Here is a 20,063-nt window from a genome sequence, read left to right as displayed (position 1 = left end):
ATTATTTCAGTTTATTGAGAACCCAAAAAACATATCAATTAAATAGTGTAAAAAACTTTAAAACTAGTTTACTAGCTTGGGCTCAACAATTTGAAACTGCACTTTGGTTAGATTCTAATCAATACCATCAAAAATATTCAAGTTTTGACGCTGTTTTGGCGGTAGAGGAGTTTACTAGTTTAAAAACCGATTACACTAATTCATTTGAGCAGTTAAAAGAGTATCAAAGCATTACAAATGATTGGATTTTTGGATATTTAAGTTACGATTTAAAAAATGATGTGGAATCATTACAATCTAAAAATACATCGGTTTTAGATTTTGCTGATTTATATTTTTTTCAACCCCAGAAACTTTTTTTAATTAAAGAAGACCTAGTCGAATTACATTATTTAAAAATGGTTGATGATGAGATTGATTCCGATTTTGAGGCTATCTTAAATTTTAACACAGATATTAAATCTTCTTTTGAAACCGATACGGTAAAAATTAAATTAACTTTAAGTAAAGACGATTATTTACAGCGGGTACAACAAATATTAAATCATATTCATCGAGGAGATATTTACGAAGCTAACTTTTGTCAGGAATTTTTTGCTGAAGACGTGCGAATTAACCCTTACGAAGTTTATAAAAAGTTAAATGCCATTTCAAATCCGCCATTTGCAGCTTTTTTTAAGCATCAGGATCAGTATGCGTTATGTGCATCTCCAGAGCGGTACTTAAAAAAAGATGGCGAAAAGTTAATATCTCAACCCATAAAAGGAACCGCAAAACGATCTAAAGACAAAACTAAAGACGACGCATTAAAACAACATTTAGAGGAAGATGTAAAAGAGCGAAGTGAAAATATTATGATTGTAGATTTGGTTCGTAACGACTTGTCATTAACCGCTCAAAAAAATAGTGTGCAGGTGGAAGAGTTATGTAAAATTTACACGTTTGACCAAGTCCACCAAATGGTTTCCACCGTGGTGTCAAAATTAAAACCAGATATTCACCCTATAGATGCTATAAAAACGACTTTTCCTATGGGAAGTATGACGGGTGCACCAAAAATATCTGCCATGCAAATTATAGAAGATCAAGAAGTGTCAAAACGTGGTTTGTATAGTGGCGCAATAGGTTATATTACACCAGAAAATAACTTCGATTTTAATGTCGTAATTCGCTCAATACTTTATAAGGCTTCAAAGCAGTATGTGTCCTATTCTGTAGGAAGTGCCATAACCGCAAAAAGTAATCCTGTTAAAGAATATGAGGAGTGTTTACTAAAGGCAAAAGCGATGCGACAAGCTTTAGAAAATTAATATATGTTTCAAGATTTTAAAACACATCTGTCTGAAAATTTTCCAATGGTATTTGGAAAACAGCTTTTAATTGCCATTTCTGGCGGTTTGGACAGTGTGGTGCTGGCAAAACTTTGCAAACAAGCAGATTTAAATTTTAGTTTGGTGCATTGTAATTTTTTATTACGTGGTGAAGAAAGCGATATGGACGAAGAATTTGTCAAACAATTAGCAGCCAATTTAAATGTCGAGATATTTACAAAAACATTTCATACCGATGTCTATGCGAAAAAACATAGAACTTCTATTCAGTTAGCAGCTAGAACTTTGCGTTACGATTGGTTTAAAGACTTATTGGCTGAAAAAAAATATGATTATGTGTTAACCGCTCATCATGCAGACGATAATTTAGAAACCCTGCTAATTAATTTATCCAGAGGTACTGGAATAGAAGGTTTAACAGGTATTCCGCCAGTTAATGACCAAATATTAAGACCATTACTACCATTTTCAAGACATCTTATTAAAAATTATGCAGAACAGCATTTCATTTCTTGGAGAGAAGATAGCAGTAATGCATCTAAAAAATATTTAAGAAATAAATTTCGACACGATGTTGTACCATTACTAAAGGAAATTAATCCAGATATACTTTACAGCTTAAACACTACCATTTCACATTTAAACGAAACTAAATCCATTGTAGAAGAAAGTGTAAAGGCGGTTTTAAAACGTGCTATTATTTCTGAAACAATCCACGAAACAGTTTACGCTATTTCAGAATTTAAAAAATTAGAGAACCCAAAAGCTTATCTATATGAAATTTTTAAAGCGTATGGATTTACAACAGTTACAGACATTCTAAATTTACTTGACACCATTTCTGGTAAAGTGGTTTACTCTAAGACGCATCAACTTTTAAAACATAAAGACACCTTAATTCTAAGTAAAATTGAAAAGCACTATTTTGAAACAGTTGAAGCTTCAGTAGATGCAGATAAAATCGCTACTCAACAAGGACTATTTAAATTAGAGTTGGTAAAAAATATTCCTGAAAATTTAGCTGAAATTCCTAATCATTCAATCTTTGTAGACAAAGACAAAATTGGGACAACATTAACTGTAAGGAAAAAAATAGAGGGCGACTACTTTTATCCTGCAGGAATGTTGGGTAAGAAAAAAGTAAGTAAATATTTTAAAGACCAAAAACTATCTTTGATAGACAAAGAAAAAACCTTAATATTGTGCAGTGACGATAAAATAGTCTGGGTTGTATGCCATAGATTAGACGACCGATTTAAGGTTTCAAAAGAAACAAAACACATTTTAAAAATAACCTATACACCATGAAGCAATTTATAGCTTTAATTATATTATTACTCGCTTTTACTTTTAGTAATGCCCAAGTTTTAAACCCTGTAAAGTGGAGTAGTAGTGTCGAAAAAATTTCAGAAACCGAGTATAACTTAGTATTTAAAGCCGATATAAAGGAACATTGGCATTTATACACGCAAAAAGAAATTGAAGGTGGTAATTTACCAACAGAATTTGTTTACGACTCTCTAGCCTCTATAAAAGATTTTAAACTTATTGGCAAAGCAACGGAAAGTGAATCTATTACCAGTTTTGATAAAGTTTTTGCTTTAGACTTGAATTTCTTTGAAGATAAAGCGGTTTTTAAACAAAAAATTGAAGTTTTAAACCAAGATTTAAAAACCATTGAAGCTGAAATTTTATACCAAGCGTGCGATGATGTAAGTTGTATTTATCCTTCAAAGCAATTTACCTTCACTCTTTCAGAAGCGACTGCGGTTAAAGAAGATGCTTCTCAGGCAGAAGTTTCAGAAGAAAAGGTAAAAGAGGACAAAACAAGTTTTGAAAACCAAACCACTACCGATGGTAGAAGTTTATGGAGTACCTTTTTTATAGCCTTTATTTTAGGGTTTGGAGTTTTATTAACACCTTGTGTTTTTCCTATGATTCCTATGACGGTTAGCTTTTTTACCAAGCAAAGTAAAGACAGATCTACAGGTATTAAAAATGCATTTTTATATGGTTTTTTCATTATTGTTATATACACGGCTTTAGGAACTATTGTATCAACTGTGTTTGGTAGTAATGCTATGTACGAATTTAGTACAGGCGTTATATTTAATACCATTATGTTTATAGTTTTGGTGCTATTTGCGTTCTCTTTTATGGGGGCTTTCGAAATTATGCTACCTAATAGTTTTATGAATAAAGTAGATTCTCAATCTAATCGTGGTGGTATTATAGGCATCTTTTTTATGGCATTAGCCTTAGCGGTAGTATCTTTTTCTTGTACATTTCCTATTGCAGGAACAGCATTGTTAGAAGCTGTTACGGTTGGTGGTATTGCTCCAATAATTAGTATGTTAGGTTTTTCTACAGCTATAGCCATTCCATTTGTTTTATTTGCTGTTTTTCCAGGATGGTTAAATGGATTGCCAAAATCTGGAGGTTGGTTAAATACGGTTAAAGTGGTTTTAGGTTTTCTAGAATTAGCTTTTGCATTCAAATTTTTATCCATGATAGATTTGGTTTTGGACTGGCACTTCTTAGAAAGAGAAGTATTTATAGCCATATGGATTGCCATTTTTGGAACTTTAGGTTTGTATTTATTAGGTAAAATAAAATTACCACACGATTCGCCTCTTGCCCATATTTCGGTAGGAAGATTAAGTTTAGCAATAATCGTTTTAGCATTCACGTTTTACATGATTCCTGGTCTTTGGGGAGCACCATTAAAATTAATCAGCGGATTTCCACCACCAATGAGCACTCATAGTGAATCGCCTTATGGAGTAGGCTTTACTAAAAAACAATTAGGTGTACCATTAACGACTACTAATACAAATTCTAAAACTTTACCAGAGCATGCTCATTATGGTCCAAACGATATTGTAGCTTTTCATGATTATGATAAAGGTATGGCTTACGCTAAAGAAATTGGTAAACCAGTCATGTTAGATTTTACAGGTTTAACCTGTGTAAATTGTCGTAAAATGGAAGAGCAAGTTTGGGTTGACGATAAAATTTTTAATATTTTAAATAATGATATTGTATTAATTTCCTTGTATGTGGACGATAGAACAAAGTTACCTCAATCGGAACAATATGAATCTGATTTAACAGGTAATACGATTAAAACTTACGGTCAAAAATGGTTAGAATATCAGCAGAAACGCTATAATACTAATGCTCAGCCTTTATATATTATTCAGGATTTGGAAGGAAACGACCTAAATGATCCAGTAGGCTATACACCAGATGCCAACCAATATCTAAAGTGGCTGGAAAGTGGTATTAATGCGTTTCAAAAAGACTAAAAATTTAAAAAAGCGAAACATAATAATTTCATTTTTTTAAATACTATTTAAAAATTCTTCAAGCTGAGTATTTTTATTTAAGCTACATTTTTTTCTAATATTGTAGCGGTAATTATGGATAGAATGTTCAGCTATCCCTAGTTGACTGGCTATTTGTTTCGTATTATAATTTAAACGAATTAATGTACAAACTTTAATTTCTTTCTCACTTAAATTTGGATAATTCTGTTTTAAATGAAGTAAAAACTGCTCAGAAGATTCGTTAACATCTGTATTTAGTTGAATTTTCTCATTGTTAAGAGAAATTTTAGAGTTGATATCAAAAGACAAGTCTTTAATTTCTTGGCTAATATCTTTTGAAATATCATTGTTATTACTGTTAAGTATAGAATTTAGACTATTTTTTAGTTTCATAAGTACAGTATTTTGATCTTGTATCTGAATAGCAAAATCAGTAACCTGACGACTTTTAAACTCTACTTCTTTTTTTAACTGGTCTTCCTTTAAAACATTTATTTCCCGCTCAAATGACTCGTTTTTTTTCTTCAATTTTAAAGTGTTGTATTGTCTTAAAGCCAAGAGAAGTAACAAGAGAATAGAAATGCCTAATAGCACAAACACAAAGGTCGATTTCTCAGATTGTAATTCTAGGAAATCAATTTTCTGATTTTGTAACTGTAAATCTTTTTTATATTGAGAAATGTCTAGCTTAGCTTGTAATGCAATTAAATCGTTACTTTTTATACGTTTCCCAATAGAGTCACTTAATTGTTTGTAGTCTTTATAATGTGTTAAGGCGAGGTCATGCTTATTCAACTTCTCGTAAACCTCAGAAAGCCTTAAATTGATTTCAGAAGACAGATCTTCATTTTTAGTAGCTATACTTTCTCTTAAAGCTTTTTTTAAAAATTGAACACTTTCTGGATAGTTGTTTTTTTTATCATAAATTTCTGCTATGGCCACTAAACAATAAGGGTAGAGGCGTGGCTGATTTGTTTCTTGAGTAAAAATAATAATCTCCTCCAATATGGTTTGTGCAATATCCAAATTATTTAATGCTATGTGCACACTGGCAATATTATAGTCTACAGATTTTCTGGTAAGCTCATCGGTATTAGTTTTTGTTATAAGCGCTTTACTTTCTAAAAGTTTGGCAAGAGCACTTTCATAATCTTCGTTTTGTATTTCTATAGTGGTAATATTATTATAAGCCGCACTTATAGCTCGATAGCTATTTGTTTTTTTACTATAGTCAAGAGAAGTATTGTAATACTCCAAAGCTTTGTTATAGTTTTTTAATTTGTTACTTAAATCACCTAGATTAAGATACACTGTAATAAGCGCAGTGCTGTCATTTTTCTTTAGACCACCTTCTAAAGCAGCATTATAATATTTTAAGGCATTTTCATAATCGTTAATGTCACTATATAATTCTCCAATTTTATTGTAATTGCTAATGCTAATCTCATTGTAGTCTATATTTTCTAAATATTTATAGGTTTCTTTAAAATCGTTTTTATTTAAATACAATTCCGCAAGTTGTATGTTTATAACAGTTTTTAGATTTGAATTTTTAGTTGTATTTAAAATCCTAATAGAATATTGAATTGCGGCATCAGTTTTATTTAGTTGTAAATAGTTAGAAACTTGTTTTTGATAGGACTCAATATTAATTTCATTTTGCAATAAGGTATTTGGGGTTATCACAATAGAGCATATTAAACTGTAATTTGCAACTGTACCTTCACTTTTTGAAAAAGCAAATACAATATTTAAAGTTACAACACTCAATATTGAGAACAAGAATCTTAAATTCATTTAAATACTAATTTTACCGATGAAATGCTAAAATAGGAATAAAAAAGGAGTTTTTTTATTGTAAATAGGATATAAAAAGGATTTGTAAATTGTATTTTTTTTAACAAATAAGATAGTTTTGGTTCATCCTAACTTAAACACATTATTGAAAGATGAAAAAAATTACTTACATCCTTTGTTTTTTAGGATTTGTTACTTCTTATGCTCAAGTAGGTATAGGTACGACAGATCCAAAAGCAACCTTAGATATTGTAGCTTCAGATCAAGCCAATCCAGCATCAGATGATGGTATTCTTGTTCCTCGAATCGATGCATTTCCTGCTACCAATCCAATTGTAGATCAAGATGCTATGATTGTTTACCTAACAACTTTGGATGGTACTAATACACCTGGATTTTACTACTGGAATAATGCAACAACAACTTGGTTACCATTTGGAGGCTCTAAAGATGCATGGGAGTTATTAGGTAATGCTGGAACAGACGACACTGTTAATTTTTTAGGGACAATTGATAATGAAGAATTAGTCTTTAAAACAAATAATACGGAGTTTGCTAGGTTAACCACTAAAGGTCAGTTTGAATTATCGGACGCCAATTCTAATATTTTTATTGGAAAACAAGCAGGTGAAAATGTAACTATTGGGAGAAGAAATATTTATTTAGGTAATAATGCAGGACTTTCAAGCGTATTTAATAGAGACAATATTGCAATAGGAGATGGTGCTGCCTCCACAAATATTTTAGGAAATAACTCTATCGCTATTGGTACAGATGCTCTTGAAAATTCTGATGAAAGTGATTTTTCTATTGCTATTGGTAGTGGTGCTTTAAATAACAGGTCTAAATCTTTTTATAATGTAGGAGTAGGACATAGAACACTAAGCTTAAGAGCTACAGGTGATAGAAATACAGCGATAGGTGCGGATGCAGGAAGAACGACTTCAGGAAGTAATAGTGTTTTTATTGGTTATTCTGCAGACGAAGAAAATGATGGAGGAAATAACGTAGTTATTGGAGCAGAAGCTGGTATACAAAGCCTTACAGCTTTTGAGCCAACAGGTAGAGTTTTAATTGGGCATCAAGTTTGGCAAAGCCAACCAGGTAATAATGTTTTGGCAATTGAAAATTCATCGAGTATAACACCTTTACTTTACGGAGAGTTTGATAATGATATTTTAAGAATTGGTGGTCAATTACAAATTGGTTCAAGTGATGATACAACACCAGGTTCAGTTTACGCATTCCCTACAACAGATGGAACAAGTGGACAAGTTCTTACAACAGATGGTGCTGGCGCTGTAACATGGCAAAATGGAGGAGCAGCATCTGCAGATGCGGACTGGTATGAAGAAGGTACTACCACAGCTCCAGATGATATAAATGATAATATGTTTACCCAAGGTAATGTAGGTATTGGTAATGTAACTCCAACAACAAATTTACACGTAACGGGAACAACAGTCCCAGCTGTAACAGGTGGAGTATTTACATTAGTCTCTCAAAATTTTGAAGCTTCAGCTGTAGGTGATGTAAGTGACACTTCTGGAAGTTTCCCTTATGAAAATAATGCAAGTTCTGGATGTTTAAGTGAAGATGGTTGGAGAATTAGTACTACAGACGCAAGTACTGCTGTGGCTAATTCTTGTACAACGTGTTCAGGAAATAGAGCTATTATAGATTTTTCAACTACTAATACAACTGGATGTCAGCAAGATAATACACTAGTAGTAGGTGTGTTTTCACCTACACAAACGGCTGTAGATGTTCAATTTAATTATGGTTACGATCAATTTAGAGCTGGTGACATTTTTAATGTGACACTTTATAATACGAGTAACCCTGCAAATTCAGTACAAGTGCTAAATTTAGCTCCTGGTGCAGATACTTTCAATGCAACATCTTCAACTACACAAACGGTTATTCCTGGTGATAATTACGAAATTAGAGTACGTTATAGAGCTAATTACAGTTATGGAGTAAGTGTTGATAATTTTTTAATTACTGAAACAGTTACTGCATCAGCAGGAAGTTATGTGTTTAGATTAGAAGATGGACAACAGCAAGATGGTTACGTATTGACTTCAGATGCAAATGGAAATGCGACTTGGGAAGCTCCAACTGGTTCAGGAGGAGGCACAGATGATCAAAATTTAACTTTAACCGGAAATACGTTATCAATCGAAAATGGTAATTCTGTAACCCTATCGGATGATTGGAAAACAACAGGTAATACAGGAACAAATTCAGCTACTAATTTTTTAGGAACAAACGATAATCAACCATTAGTCATAAGAACAAATAATATTGAAAGAACACGTATTACAACTAAAGGTCAAATAGAAGTTTTAAATACAGGTAAAAACACTTTTATAGGTCAAAATGCTGGTAATTTAACTCCGATAGCTACAAATCAATTTTCTGTATTCATAGGAGATAATGCCGGACAAAACCATACAGGTGGTAGCTTTAATAATTTTAATACTGCTGTAGGTAGTGAGGCTATGAGTACTAGTACAAATGGAGGTTTTAATACGGCACTAGGAGCTAGAACATTACAGCGAACAACTACAGGAAGTTATAATACTGTAGTAGGACAAATTGCAGGTCAAGCTATTACAACTGGATTTAACAACACAGCGATAGGACAAAGATCATTATATATAAATACAACTGGTAACGATAATACTGCAGTTGGTCAAGATGCTTTGGCTATTTTAAATGGTGGAAATGGAAATGTTGGATTAGGTCAAGCTGCTTTAGCTCAATTATCAGGTGGAAGTAATAATGTCGCTATTGGATTTGAAGCAGGGAATTCAACAACAGGTGTAAATAACAGTAGTAACTCGATTTACTTAGGAACTAATGCTGGTTATGATGTAAGATTAAGTAATGCATTATTTATAAATAATTCGAATTTACAAACTGCTCCAGATACCGAAACACCTTTAATTGGTGGAGATTTTACGGCTAAAAGAGTTGGTATAAATGTAGATATTTCTCCATTAACTAATTTAACTCATACACTTACCGTTAATGGTAGTGTTAAAGTTGAGACATTAATGAATTTAAAACCTAGTAATGAGCCAGCAGCTCCAGAAGAAGGAGATGTATATTATGACTCCGCTTTAAAGAAAGTTAGAGTTTGGACCGGTGCTACTTGGGAAAATTTAAATTAACCAAAACCCCTACTTACTTAGTTAATTTAAAAAGCGAGAATTTTGTTCTCGCTTTTTTTTGTGTCTATTTTTTAGTTACATTTAATCTACACTAATTCATATTTAATGCTTAAAAAAGTTTTTGGAAGTGCTGTGTTTGGAGTAGAAGCTACCACCATAATGGTCGAAGTTAATGTGGACAAAGGTATAGGCTATCATTTAGTCGGTTTACCCGATAATGCCATAAAAGAAAGTAATTTTAGAATAGCAGCAGCATTTCAAAATAATGGATATAAAATTCCAGGGAAAAAACTAATCATTAATATGTCTCCTGCCGATTTACGTAAAGAAGGCTCAGCATACGACCTAACCCTGGCATTGGGAATTTTAGCAGCATCAGACCAAATAAAATCTGAAGAGCTAGATAAGTATATTATTATGGGCGAGTTGTCTTTAGATGGTACATTGCAGCCCATAAAAGGAGCATTACCCATAGCAATTAAAGCAAAAGAAGAAGGATTTAAAGGTTTTATTTTACCAAGTCAAAATGCTAAGGAAGCAGCAATAGTGGATGGCTTGGAAGTTTATGGGATTGATAACATTAAACAGGTCATTGATTTTTTTAATACTGGTGATGTTTTAGAACAAACTATTATTAATACGAAAGAAGAATTTGAAAAAAACCTGAATTTTCCTGAATTCGATTTTAGCGATGTAAAAGGACAGGAAAGTATTAAACGCTGTATGGAAATTGCAGCAGCAGGCGGACATAATATTATTTTAATTGGTCCTCCAGGAGCAGGAAAAACCATGTTGGCAAAACGTTTACCAAGTATTTTGCCTCCTATGACTTTAAACGAAGCTTTAGAAACTACAAAAATACATTCCGTTGTTGGTCGTGTTAAAAACTCTGGATTATTATCTCAAAGACCTTTTAGGAGCCCACATCATACGATATCTAACGTCGCATTAGTTGGTGGCGGAAGTTATCCGCAGCCCGGTGAAATTTCCTTATCTCATAATGGTGTTTTGTTTTTAGATGAATTGCCTGAGTTTAAACGTGAAGTTTTGGAAGTTATGCGTCAACCTTTGGAAGACAGAGAAGTCACAATTTCCCGTGCAAAATTTACTGTAACCTATCCAAGTAGTTTTATGCTGGTAGCTAGTATGAATCCTAGTCCAAGTGGTTATTTTAACGATCCAGATGCGCCCGTAACTTCAAGTCCTGCTGAAATGCAGCGCTATTTAAGTAAAGTTTCTGGTCCCTTATTAGATCGAATTGATATTCATATCGAAGTAACGCCTGTACCTTTTGAAAAATTATCAAGTGAGCAAAAAGCAGAATCTTCTGTAGAAATTAGAAAACGGGTTACTAAAGCTAGAATGATTCAAACAAAACGTTTTGAAACTTCAGAACATGTGCATTATAATGCTCAAATGAGTGTAAAACAAATACGAGAATATTGTAAGTTAGACGATACGTCTCTAAATTTACTTAAAACCGCAATGGAACGTTTAAATCTTTCCGCAAGAGCTTACGACCGTATTTTAAAAGTTTCTAGAACTATTGCCGATTTAGATGAAAGTGAATCTATAACTGGAGCTCACATTAGTGAAGCTATTCAATATAGAAGTTTAGATAGAGAAGGTTGGTTGGGGTAAATTCATTTATCACTTAACAATAGTCAATTATAGGAATAAATAATTCTCCTTTTAAGAATCTAATAATCCATTATAACCACTTCAAAACTTTCTTCAACGTTTTTAACTTATCACCATAAGGTGCGTATCTAAAAGGTAAATCTAGCCAGGTTGCTTTTTTCACTACCGCTTTTTGATGCGAAAACGTGGTAAAGGAATGTTTCCCATGGTATGCGCCAATCCCACTTTCTCCAACGCCACCAAAAGGTAATCTATGGTTGGTAAATTGAATAATGGTATCGTTAATTACACCACCACCAAAAGAAAATTCATCCATCAGTTTTTTAGCTTTATCCATATTGCTTGAAAACACATAAAAAGCTAAAGGTTTGGCATAGGAATTTATAATTGATTGTAACTCATTTTCAGAAGTGTAAGAAATAACAGGTAAAATAGGACCAAAAATTTCATCTTGCATCACATCACTTTCTAAACTGCATTCGTCTAAAACCGTTGGTGCCAAATAATTGTCATTAATATTTTGTTGTCCACCAGTAATAATAGTTTCATTTTTTATTAAACCCGTAAGTCTTTCATAATGATCTTTATTAATAATTCGTGTATAATCTGGTGAGGTTTCAGGAGTTATTCCAAACGCAGCTTCAATTTCAGTTTTTATGGCTTTATAAAAAGCCTCTTTTTTACTGTGATGAATTAAGATATAATCTGGTGCAATACAAGTTTGTCCTGCATTTAAAAATTTACCCCAAACAATGCGTTTTGCAGTAAGTTGAATTTTTGCAGATTCGTCAATAATACAAGGGTTTTTTCCACCTAATTCTAAAGTCACTGGTGTTAAATGTGGTGCTGCTGCTTTTGCTACAATTTTGCCCACTTTTACACTACCCGTAAAAAAGATATAATCCCATTTCAAATCGAGTAGTTTTGAAGCTACATCTGCGTCACCTTCAACCACTATGGCATGTTCAGGTTGAAATACTTCAGAGACAATTCGTTTTAATAGAGCACTTGTTTTTGGGGTTAATTCACTTGGCTTTAAAATAACGGTATTTCCTGTAGCAATAGCATCAATTAGTGGAGCCATAGCCAATTGAAATGGATAATTCCACGGTGCTATAATTAGACAATTCCCATAGGGTTCGTTATAAATATATTCCGTAGATGGAAAATTCATAAGTGCAGGACGTATTTTTTCGGGTTTGCTCCATGATGCGATGTTTTTAATCATCAAATCCAGTTCCGATAGGACTACAGAAATTTCCGTAATATAAGTTTCAAAAACAGGCTTTTTAAAATCTTCTAATAAAGCAGTGGTAATTTCATTTTCGTTATTTAAAATGACTTCTTTTAGTTTTTTTAATGAAGTCAGCCTAAAATCGATATGTTTAGTTTGATGCGATTTAAAAAACTCCTTTTGATTTTGTAGTAATTCTTGAAACATAACTTTTTTTAATAAAGTTATGTAATTGAAATGAAAGCTTTACAGATTTAATATAAGTTTAGCTTTATAAATCAATAACTGTAATGCCCACTTATTTGAAAGTCGAAAAGACAGTCTTCTAAAACCTGACCCGCGCCAATATTATGCACAATTAGATAGCGTTTATTGTCTTTAGATTTTACAGGACTTACAATCCCAATGTGGGTTAAACCATTTCCAAGATTCCAGGATACGACATCTCCTGGTTGATAATCGGCTCCATTATTAGTTATAGATTTAGTAATTCCTTTTCTGGAAAAGAAGGTCATTAAATTTGGAACACGTCTATGGTCTATATTTTTATCTGTGCTTTTTAAGCCCCATAGTTTTGGGTAAAGTTTAAAATTTGCTTTCATGTCTTCATGAACTTCTTTTTGCAAATCTATACCAGTTTTTCTATATGCTCTAATAACCACATCGGTGCAAACGCCTTTATTTTCTGGAACATCGCCATTTGGATATGGAATAGAAAAATAACTTGGGTCGTAAACTACTTTTTGATGGGTTAATTCTAAAGCACAATTTGCTAAATCTAATTTACTTGAATCTTCTTGAGAAATACAATAATTAAAAATGAATAAAGCAGAAAATAGGACTAAAAAATTTTTCAAAATGACTAGGTGTTAAATGAATATAACTTACTAACGTATTATTACATATAAAAATTATAAACAAGCATTCCAGGTTGGGTCATTGGGTAAATCGGCAGTTATTTTAATAGCTTCGTTAGAAACTGGATGTATAAACTCTATATATCTGGCATGTAAACTAATGCTGGCATCTTTATTACTGCGGTCAAAACCATATTTTAAATCGCCTTTTATGGGACAGCCAATGTTAGATAATTGAACGCGAATTTGGTGGTGACGACCAGTTTCTAAATTAATTTCTAATAGAAAATAATTATCTAATTTTTTTAATATTTCGTAATGTAAAATAGCTTTTTTACTTTGAGAAACTTCTTTTGGGTAAGCGGCAGATTTATTGTTCTTCGGATTTTTTTTTAGCCAGTTTACAAGCGTGTCTTTTGTTTTTGGTGGTTGTTCTTTAACTAGTGCCCAATAGGTTTTTGAAATGTCTTTAGTTAAAAATAACTTATTTAGCCTAGGTAAAACTTTACTGGTCTTTGCAAAAATGACTAAACCAGTAGTTGGTCTGTCTAAGCGGTGTACAGTGCCCAAATACACATTACCAGGTTTGTTGTATTTATCTTTAATGTAATCTTTTACGACATCACTAAGTGGTTTATCACCGGTTTTATCACCTTGAACAATATCTCCTGCACGTTTGTTAACGGCAATAATGTGATTGTCTTCGTATATAACTTGAAGATTATCTTTAGTTGATAAGGTTTTTGAAGTCTTGATACTAGTATTTTATTTTTGCTTACTGCTTACTGCTTACTGCTTACTGCTTACTGCTTACTGCTTTAATACTGTTCCTCATCATTTGGAAAATCAACCGCTTTTACGTCGCTCACGTAATTTGAAATAGCATTGGTCATATCTTCATATAAATTCATATAACGTCTTAAAAAACGAGGATTAAATTCATGTGTCATACCAACCATATCATGTAATACTAAAACCTGACCATCAACTCCTGCACCTGCACCAATACCAATTACAGGAATAGATACACTTTGCGCCACTTCTTCAGCTAACTTTGCAGGAATTTTTTCAACAACTATAGCAAAACAACCCGCACGTTCTAGCATTAAAGCATCTTCCTTTAATTTCTCGGCTTCTTCATCTTCTTTTGCTCTTACGGTATAAGTTCCAAATTTATAGATGGATTGAGGCGTTAAACCTAAATGTCCCATAACAGGAATTCCAGCATTTAAAATACGTTTTATACTTTCTTTAATTTCTTTTCCGCCTTCTAATTTTACAGCGTGGCCACCAGATTCTTTCATTATACGAATGGCACTTCGTAATGCTTCTTTAGGATCACTTTGATAACTACCAAATGGTAGATCTACCACAACCAACGCACGTTCTACAGCTCTTACTACAGAAGCCGCATGGTAAATCATTTGATCCAGCGTTATAGGTAAGGTGGTTTCATGTCCCGCCATCACATTACTGGCAGAATCACCCACAAGAATGACATCTGTACCTGCGCCATCTACAATTTTTGCCATAGTATAGTCATAAGCGGTTAACATCGAAATTTTTTCGTTGTTTGCTTTCATATCGACTAAAGATTTGACAGTGATTCTTTTATATTGTTTTTTTGCTACAGACATGTATGGAGGTTTAATGATTTGATGTAAAAGTAACAAAACTTCAATAATACTTAAAAATATTTAGGCTTTTCACGTCATATTTTAAATTTCTGTTAACTTTGAGTAAATTCTATACCGATGAAATCACTTATTACCGTCTTTTTTTTAATGCTGAGTTTAGCAGGGTTTTCTCAAAACACTGAAGAAACTGAAATTAAACAAACCATCACTGCTTTTTTTGAAGCCTTTCATAAACAGGACTCTGTCGCTTTAAAAAAGTATGTAAGTAAAGAGATGACGCTGCAAAGTGTAATTAGTGATGCCCAAGGAGATGCAAAAATTAAAACGACCGAATTTTCGGCATTTTTAAAGTCTATTGTCGCAATACCAAAAGAAGTAAAATTTGATGAGCGCATTTTATCTGTAGCCGTTCAATCCGATGGATTAATGGCTAATGCTTGGACAGATTACGAGTTCTATATAAATGATAAGTTTTCTCATTGTGGCGTAAATTCATTTCAACTTGTAAAGGAAAACAAGGTTTGGAAAATATTTTACATCGTAGACACCAGACGCGCCGATTGTAAAAAATCTTAAAACTGAAAATAAATAAATGCTTGAAAGTCGCTAGAGTAGGACTGGTAACACACTACACTTACTATAACTGCATACGCTATTTTTAAATATACAGGACTTTTAAAATAGAATTGCTCTATACGTTCTTTTGTCTGTTCTGGTAGCCAATGTGCCAAATAACCTAAGCCCATTACAATAAAAACCAGTTTATAATGTACTAGTATAGCCCAAGCGTTCTGTAGATCCATATTTGTGGCGACTTGATTATACCAACGCTCAATATGGCTCATACTTTCGCCTCTAAAATAGATGCGTGTAAAGGTGATAAATATAAAGGTGACTAAAATTTTCCACCAGTCAAAATACCAAGCTTTTTTCTGTTCGTAAGGGCTAATTTTTCGCCATAATTTATAAACTACAATTCCCATTCCGTTTAAACCACCCCAGATTACAAATTTCCAAGATGCACCATGCCATAAACCACCAATTAGCATAGTTAAAAGTAAGTTGATATTTGTGTTGATGTAATTTTTAAAAGTTGAAATGTACTGACTTAAAATAAAAATTATAAGTACAATACTAGTTATAGTAATAAGTACAACAAAATTTTTAAATGCAATAACAACACCTATTAATATGATGCTTAAAATGATGTAAGACGCCATGCTTCCTCTTTTATTTCCTCCTAAAGGAATATATAAGTAGTCTTTTAACCAGGTAGATAATGAAATGTGCCAACGTTTCCAGAAATCGGCAGCGTTTATAGCTTTATAAGGTGAATTAAAGTTTTTAGGTAAGGTAAAGCCCATTAACAAAGCAAGTCCAATAGCAATGTCTGTATAGCCTGAAAAATCACCATAAATTTGAAGCGAATAACCAATCATTGCCATAACGTTTTCAAAGCCCGAATGCATTTCGGGAGCATCAAACACACGATCTAAAAATTGTCGGGCAATATAATCGGCAAAAATCATTTTTTTGACCAAACCTTTTAAAATTAGTAAGGTGCCCATATTAAAATGTGTGGCAGTTACGGCTCTTACTTTAGAAATTTGTGGCACAAAATGTTCTGCTCTTACAATAGGCCCAGCCACTAATTGCGGGAAGAAACTTACAAAAAAACCAAAGTCTAAAATAGACTTTAATGGTTTTAGTTTACCTCTATAAATATCTACACTATAGCTTATAGTTTGAAAGGTATAAAATGATATTCCTACCGGTAATATAATTTTATCTACGGTAAAATAATTTTGCTGGGAATAGGTGTTAGACCATTGTGCCAACCAGTTAATAACCTGATAATCGGTTTGAAATAGGTAATTAAAACTATCTGTAAAGAAGTAAGCATATTTAAAGTAACATAACACACTTAAATTAATAATGACACTGGTAGTTACCAATGCCAGCCTGATGTTCTTTTTAGTTTGTTTGTAAATAAGTCCACCTATTGCATAATCTACACAGGTACTAAATATTAAAATGCCAACAAATGCTCCACTGGTTTTATAATAGAATAACAGAGATATTAAAAGTAAATAGACATTTCTTAGCGCTATTTTTTTATAAATAAATGCGAAGATGAGATAGACACAAACAAAGAAAATCCAAAAATTGGCTTGTGTGAAAATTAACGGCGAATCTTCAGCAAATCTAAATATGTCGTAAATTCTATTCATTTAAAGTTTTAAAATGATGAAGTAGATCTTCAGGATTTCTATTAACCGATTTTGCCCAAGCATTCACTATAGCCGAAAATAATAAATCGGCTTTAATATAATAACCTTCATAAGTAAAATGCACTTTGTCACGTTGCATTAATTTTTGTCTGTACCATTTGTAAGAAGAACCGTAGCCACCCATAATATCATACAAATCCCAAACTGCCATATTATACTTTTTTGCTAAGTCTTTTATGACTTCTTGCTGTAATGCGGTATTAGGATTTTTATAGCGACGTTTGTAATAATCGTCATTAGGTACCGTTAACAAAATGGCACAATCCGGATTAACGCGTTGTATCATTTTAATAAAAGATTCAAAATAATAGCGGTAATCTTCTGAATCGAATTGGTCTTTAGGCATATAGGCATCATTTGTGCCAACTGAAATAATAAATAAGTCCGGACAATAAAGTTCTAATTGTTGTTCAAAATAATTTCCGCGGTCGTACAATTTGAAGCTTGCACCGTTTACACCAATAGAGGTGTATTCTATTCCCGAATTATCATTTAAAAACTCCATTCCCATCAGTAAAAATTCAGGATTTACAATGCTGGTATCTTTAATTTGAAGTTTTAATTCGGTTTCTGTTAAGGGTTTTTTAAATCGGAATTCCTTATACATCGCAACCGTGTTATAAGCTTCAGATAATAAAGATGAGGAGTCAACAACTTTAAGATTATAATCGTCTTTACTACAGTCGTAAAAAACTCTTAATTTATTAAACGTATATGGTTTTTTAGTTAAATTTCTATAGTTAGCTTTTACGCTAATCGTATCTGTAAAACTTCTAAAAGCAGCACTTATACCAGATAAACCCCAAGTAACGGTATCTTTTTTTATGGCGCAGCGGTAGCCTTGCCATTTTTCTTTATCTCGAGACTCAATCCTATAATTACTAGGGTTATTCGTATGTGCGATATGATATGGAAAAACAAATCCGCGTTGTCCCATAGACACTTCATTCATATTATGGAAATAGGTTCGGATTTTATTAGAATAAATATCAGCCTGAATATGCGAACCACCAATATGGAAAATATGTAATTTTTGTTTTTCGCCTTTATATACTCGATCTAACTTTTCGAAAAATTTATGAAAGGTTTTAGAGCTGTCGGCGTATTGTAGCGTATTGGCTTCAAAATTGATGAGACTTTTTTGCTTAGAGGTTAAGCTATCTAAAAGATAAGTCTGGCTAAAGGCAAAACTTGAGATAAATAAAAATATATAGTGTAGGTTAAATTTCATTAATTAGATTTTAAATCCATATACAAGGCCATAAAAAATAATTCTGAGATGACTTTTGTACCAGAATGAGTAAAATGGGTATAATCGCTACCTGCCAGTTTTTGGTCTACCCAGTGTTGCATAGAATTTTCCCCACCCATAGCATCAAACATGCTCCAATAAGCTATATTATTTTCATGACAGGTGCTTTCTAAAACAATGTTAAGATAGGGTAAGAGGTCGTAGGTTTTCATCTCACCATTTTCCATAGTGGTCATGTCCGACGGACCAATAAAAATTACAGAGGCATTATTGGTTTTACGTTTTACCCAATTGATATGATTTTTTAAATAACGGGCATAATTGGTAACAGACAATGAATCTTTTAAATAAGGAACCGTATTACCGCCATATTGAAAAATTAAAACTTTTGGATCCAAAGTTTTATACATTGCTGAAAAGTTTTCACTGTTAGCACTTGCAAATATAGTTCCCGAAGAACCTCTCATAGCTACGTTGTCTAACTGTATACCGCTTGTTCCATCTAAAGTAATCCCATAAACGTCAGGACTAATTTTTCCTTTAAATACAATGTTTAAATCATTTGGTGTAGTTCCAAATTTCAGTTTTAATTGGTGATATTTTCCGTCTTTGATTAAAGAGTCTTTTTTTATTAGAGCACCATCACTATAAACATCTACACCAACAGAAGTCAATAAATTACCATAATGTAGTGTTACGTAGGAATATGCTTTTAGCAATCGATAAGATTTACTACTTGGTTTAATCTTTATAGTTGCCGTACTTACACTCAAACTATCCAAGCTTTCTTTGTCGGTTGCATAATCTGGTGTAAAACGAGCCAAAGATGTAAATGCACCATATTTTTTATGATCAAATTTTTTCTTTATAGGGTCAAAACTAGCAAAACGCTCCCAATTTTCTGATGGTGTAATATCTACACTAATTTGTTGATAGGTTTGCACTACAGGAATAAATCCTAAGCCAGACCCACCATATAATTGTTGTAATCGGTTTCTAAGATATCCAGAAATACGGTCGCCTTCCAACTGCGAATCTCCATAATGTATAATTCGGCAATTTTCGCTTGTAAGTTGTGATTTTAAATTGCTAATAAACTCCTGCTTATTGGATGGATAGCTTATACGCCTCACTTTAGAGGTGTCAATCTTGGAAAAGTCGGGAATTATTGGTTTGAAATTTTCTTTTGAATCCTTCGGAATGGTATCTATGTCTACTACAACATCTCCAACATCGACTACAATAGATTCTATATTATTTACAATACTATCTATAGATTTTTTAGTTTCTTTAGAATTATTTTCTTCAGAAAAAAAGGACTGTGCTGTAGGATATTTAAGAGTATAGCTAAATACTTGAAAACCTTCTTTTTTAGAATCATTAGCATTACTCAAGAATAATAATCCTAAAAGGATTAATAGCGTAATGATAAAGTAAACACTAATTTTTAGTGGGTTAATATTCATTTTTTAGATGAAGGAATTTATATTCAAAAATAACTTTTTTAATTAATTA

At 32.5% G+C, this 20,063-nt stretch carries 14 protein-coding genes; 6 read left to right on the top strand and 8 right to left on the bottom strand.

Annotation, left to right across the window (positions count from 1 at the left end):
- Positions 1-14: 14 nt before the first annotated feature.
- Genes pabB through C7H52_RS08945 form a run of 3 tightly spaced genes read left to right on the top strand, consistent with a single transcriptional unit; the run spans position 15 to position 4,639 of the window.
- Complete coding sequence (gene pabB, locus C7H52_RS08955; protein ID WP_106463560.1) at positions 15-1,310, top strand: aminodeoxychorismate synthase component I; 1,296 nt, start codon at positions 15-17, stop codon at positions 1,308-1,310.
- Positions 1,311-1,313: 3 nt separating this feature from the next.
- The gene (tilS, locus tag C7H52_RS08950; protein ID WP_106463559.1) at positions 1,314-2,639 is read left to right on the top strand and encodes a tRNA lysidine(34) synthetase TilS; all 1,326 of its coding nucleotides are present in this window, start codon (positions 1,314-1,316) and stop codon (positions 2,637-2,639) included.
- Positions 2,636-4,639 (top strand): protein-disulfide reductase DsbD family protein, encoded by a 2,004-nt coding sequence (locus C7H52_RS08945; protein ID WP_106463558.1) that lies wholly within the window; start codon positions 2,636-2,638, stop codon positions 4,637-4,639. The genes tilS and C7H52_RS08945 overlap by 4 nt, the downstream gene beginning before the upstream one ends.
- A 36-nt stretch (positions 4,640-4,675) precedes the next feature.
- On the opposite strand, the gene C7H52_RS08940 is transcribed toward C7H52_RS08945, so the two are convergent.
- Positions 4,676-6,457, bottom strand: coding sequence for a tetratricopeptide repeat protein (locus C7H52_RS08940; protein ID WP_106463557.1), 1,782 nt, complete (start codon positions 6,455-6,457; stop codon positions 4,676-4,678).
- 152 nt (positions 6,458-6,609) lie between these two features.
- Here C7H52_RS08940 and C7H52_RS08935 point away from each other — a divergent pair, with 152 nt between their 5' ends.
- Both C7H52_RS08935 and C7H52_RS08930 read left to right on the top strand, forming a co-directional pair.
- Positions 6,610-9,636 (top strand): beta strand repeat-containing protein, encoded by a 3,027-nt coding sequence (locus C7H52_RS08935; protein WP_106463556.1) that lies wholly within the window; start codon positions 6,610-6,612, stop codon positions 9,634-9,636.
- Between the two features lie 105 nt (positions 9,637-9,741).
- Complete coding sequence (locus C7H52_RS08930) at positions 9,742-11,277, top strand: YifB family Mg chelatase-like AAA ATPase (protein WP_106463555.1); 1,536 nt, start codon at positions 9,742-9,744, stop codon at positions 11,275-11,277.
- A gap of 70 nt (positions 11,278-11,347) precedes the next feature.
- Here C7H52_RS08930 and C7H52_RS08925 read toward each other — a convergent pair whose 3' ends face one another.
- The 4 genes from C7H52_RS08925 to panB form a co-directional block, all read right to left on the bottom strand.
- Positions 11,348-12,718: an aldehyde dehydrogenase gene (locus C7H52_RS08925; RefSeq protein ID WP_106463554.1), complete on the bottom strand. Its 1,371-nt coding sequence runs from the start codon at positions 12,716-12,718 to the stop codon at positions 11,348-11,350.
- A gap of 71 nt (positions 12,719-12,789) precedes the next feature.
- The gene (locus C7H52_RS08920) at positions 12,790-13,371 is read right to left on the bottom strand and encodes a DUF1287 domain-containing protein (protein ID WP_106463553.1); all 582 of its coding nucleotides are present in this window, start codon (positions 13,369-13,371) and stop codon (positions 12,790-12,792) included.
- A 51-nt stretch (positions 13,372-13,422) separates the two neighbouring features.
- A complete protein-coding gene (locus tag C7H52_RS08915) occupies positions 13,423-14,124 on the bottom strand; it encodes an RluA family pseudouridine synthase (RefSeq protein WP_106463552.1) in 702 nt (233 codons plus the stop codon).
- 62 nt (positions 14,125-14,186) lie between these two features.
- Positions 14,187-15,005, bottom strand: coding sequence for a 3-methyl-2-oxobutanoate hydroxymethyltransferase (gene panB, locus C7H52_RS08910; protein WP_106463551.1), 819 nt, complete (start codon positions 15,003-15,005; stop codon positions 14,187-14,189).
- Between the two features lie 117 nt (positions 15,006-15,122).
- Here panB and C7H52_RS08905 point away from each other — a divergent pair, with 117 nt between their 5' ends.
- Positions 15,123-15,581: a nuclear transport factor 2 family protein gene (locus C7H52_RS08905; protein WP_106463550.1), complete on the top strand. Its 459-nt coding sequence runs from the start codon at positions 15,123-15,125 to the stop codon at positions 15,579-15,581.
- On the opposite strand, the gene C7H52_RS08900 is transcribed toward C7H52_RS08905, so the two are convergent.
- From C7H52_RS08900 to C7H52_RS08890, 3 genes are read right to left on the bottom strand one after another with little or no spacing between them, the layout of a single operon-like run.
- Positions 15,578-17,236, bottom strand: coding sequence for an MBOAT family O-acyltransferase (locus C7H52_RS08900; RefSeq protein ID WP_106463549.1), 1,659 nt, complete (start codon positions 17,234-17,236; stop codon positions 15,578-15,580). The genes C7H52_RS08905 and C7H52_RS08900 overlap by 4 nt on opposite strands.
- Positions 17,229-18,527 (bottom strand): GDSL-type esterase/lipase family protein, encoded by a 1,299-nt coding sequence (locus tag C7H52_RS08895; protein ID WP_106463548.1) that lies wholly within the window; start codon positions 18,525-18,527, stop codon positions 17,229-17,231. Before C7H52_RS08895 ends, C7H52_RS08900 begins: the two co-directional genes overlap by 8 nt.
- The gene (locus C7H52_RS08890) at positions 18,527-20,014 is read right to left on the bottom strand and encodes an SGNH/GDSL hydrolase family protein (protein WP_106463547.1); all 1,488 of its coding nucleotides are present in this window, start codon (positions 20,012-20,014) and stop codon (positions 18,527-18,529) included. The genes C7H52_RS08895 and C7H52_RS08890 overlap by 1 nt, the downstream gene beginning before the upstream one ends.
- Positions 20,015-20,063: the final 49 nt, after the last annotated feature.

It is taken from the genome of Aurantibacter aestuarii (assembly GCF_003008425.1).
Taxonomy (GTDB): domain Bacteria; phylum Bacteroidota; class Bacteroidia; order Flavobacteriales; family Flavobacteriaceae; genus Aurantibacter; species Aurantibacter aestuarii.
This window is presented reverse-complemented; position numbering and strand designations above follow the sequence as displayed.

Bases quoted from the DNA above. Each gene is read 5' to 3' on its own strand.
- C7H52_RS08905 (WP_106463550.1), top strand. From the start codon at position 15,123: ATGAAATCACTTATTACCGTCTTTTTTTTAATGCTGAGTTTAGCAGGG.
- C7H52_RS08940 (WP_106463557.1), bottom strand. From the start codon at position 6,457: ATGAATTTAAGATTCTTGTTCTCAATATTGAGTGTTGTAACTTTAAAT.
- C7H52_RS08935 (WP_106463556.1), top strand. From the start codon at position 6,610: ATGAAAAAAATTACTTACATCCTTTGTTTTTTAGGATTTGTTACTTCT.
- C7H52_RS08945 (WP_106463558.1), top strand. From the start codon at position 2,636: ATGAAGCAATTTATAGCTTTAATTATATTATTACTCGCTTTTACTTTT.
- tilS (WP_106463559.1), top strand. From the start codon at position 1,314: ATGTTTCAAGATTTTAAAACACATCTGTCTGAAAATTTTCCAATGGTA.
- C7H52_RS08895 (WP_106463548.1), bottom strand. From the start codon at position 18,527: ATGAAATTTAACCTACACTATATATTTTTATTTATCTCAAGTTTTGCC.
- C7H52_RS08930 (WP_106463555.1), top strand. From the start codon at position 9,742: ATGCTTAAAAAAGTTTTTGGAAGTGCTGTGTTTGGAGTAGAAGCTACC.
- C7H52_RS08890 (WP_106463547.1), bottom strand. From the start codon at position 20,014: ATGAATATTAACCCACTAAAAATTAGTGTTTACTTTATCATTACGCTA.
- panB (WP_106463551.1), bottom strand. From the start codon at position 15,005: ATGTCTGTAGCAAAAAAACAATATAAAAGAATCACTGTCAAATCTTTA.
- C7H52_RS08925 (WP_106463554.1), bottom strand. From the start codon at position 12,718: ATGTTTCAAGAATTACTACAAAATCAAAAGGAGTTTTTTAAATCGCAT.
- C7H52_RS08900 (WP_106463549.1), bottom strand. From the start codon at position 17,236: ATGAATAGAATTTACGACATATTTAGATTTGCTGAAGATTCGCCGTTA.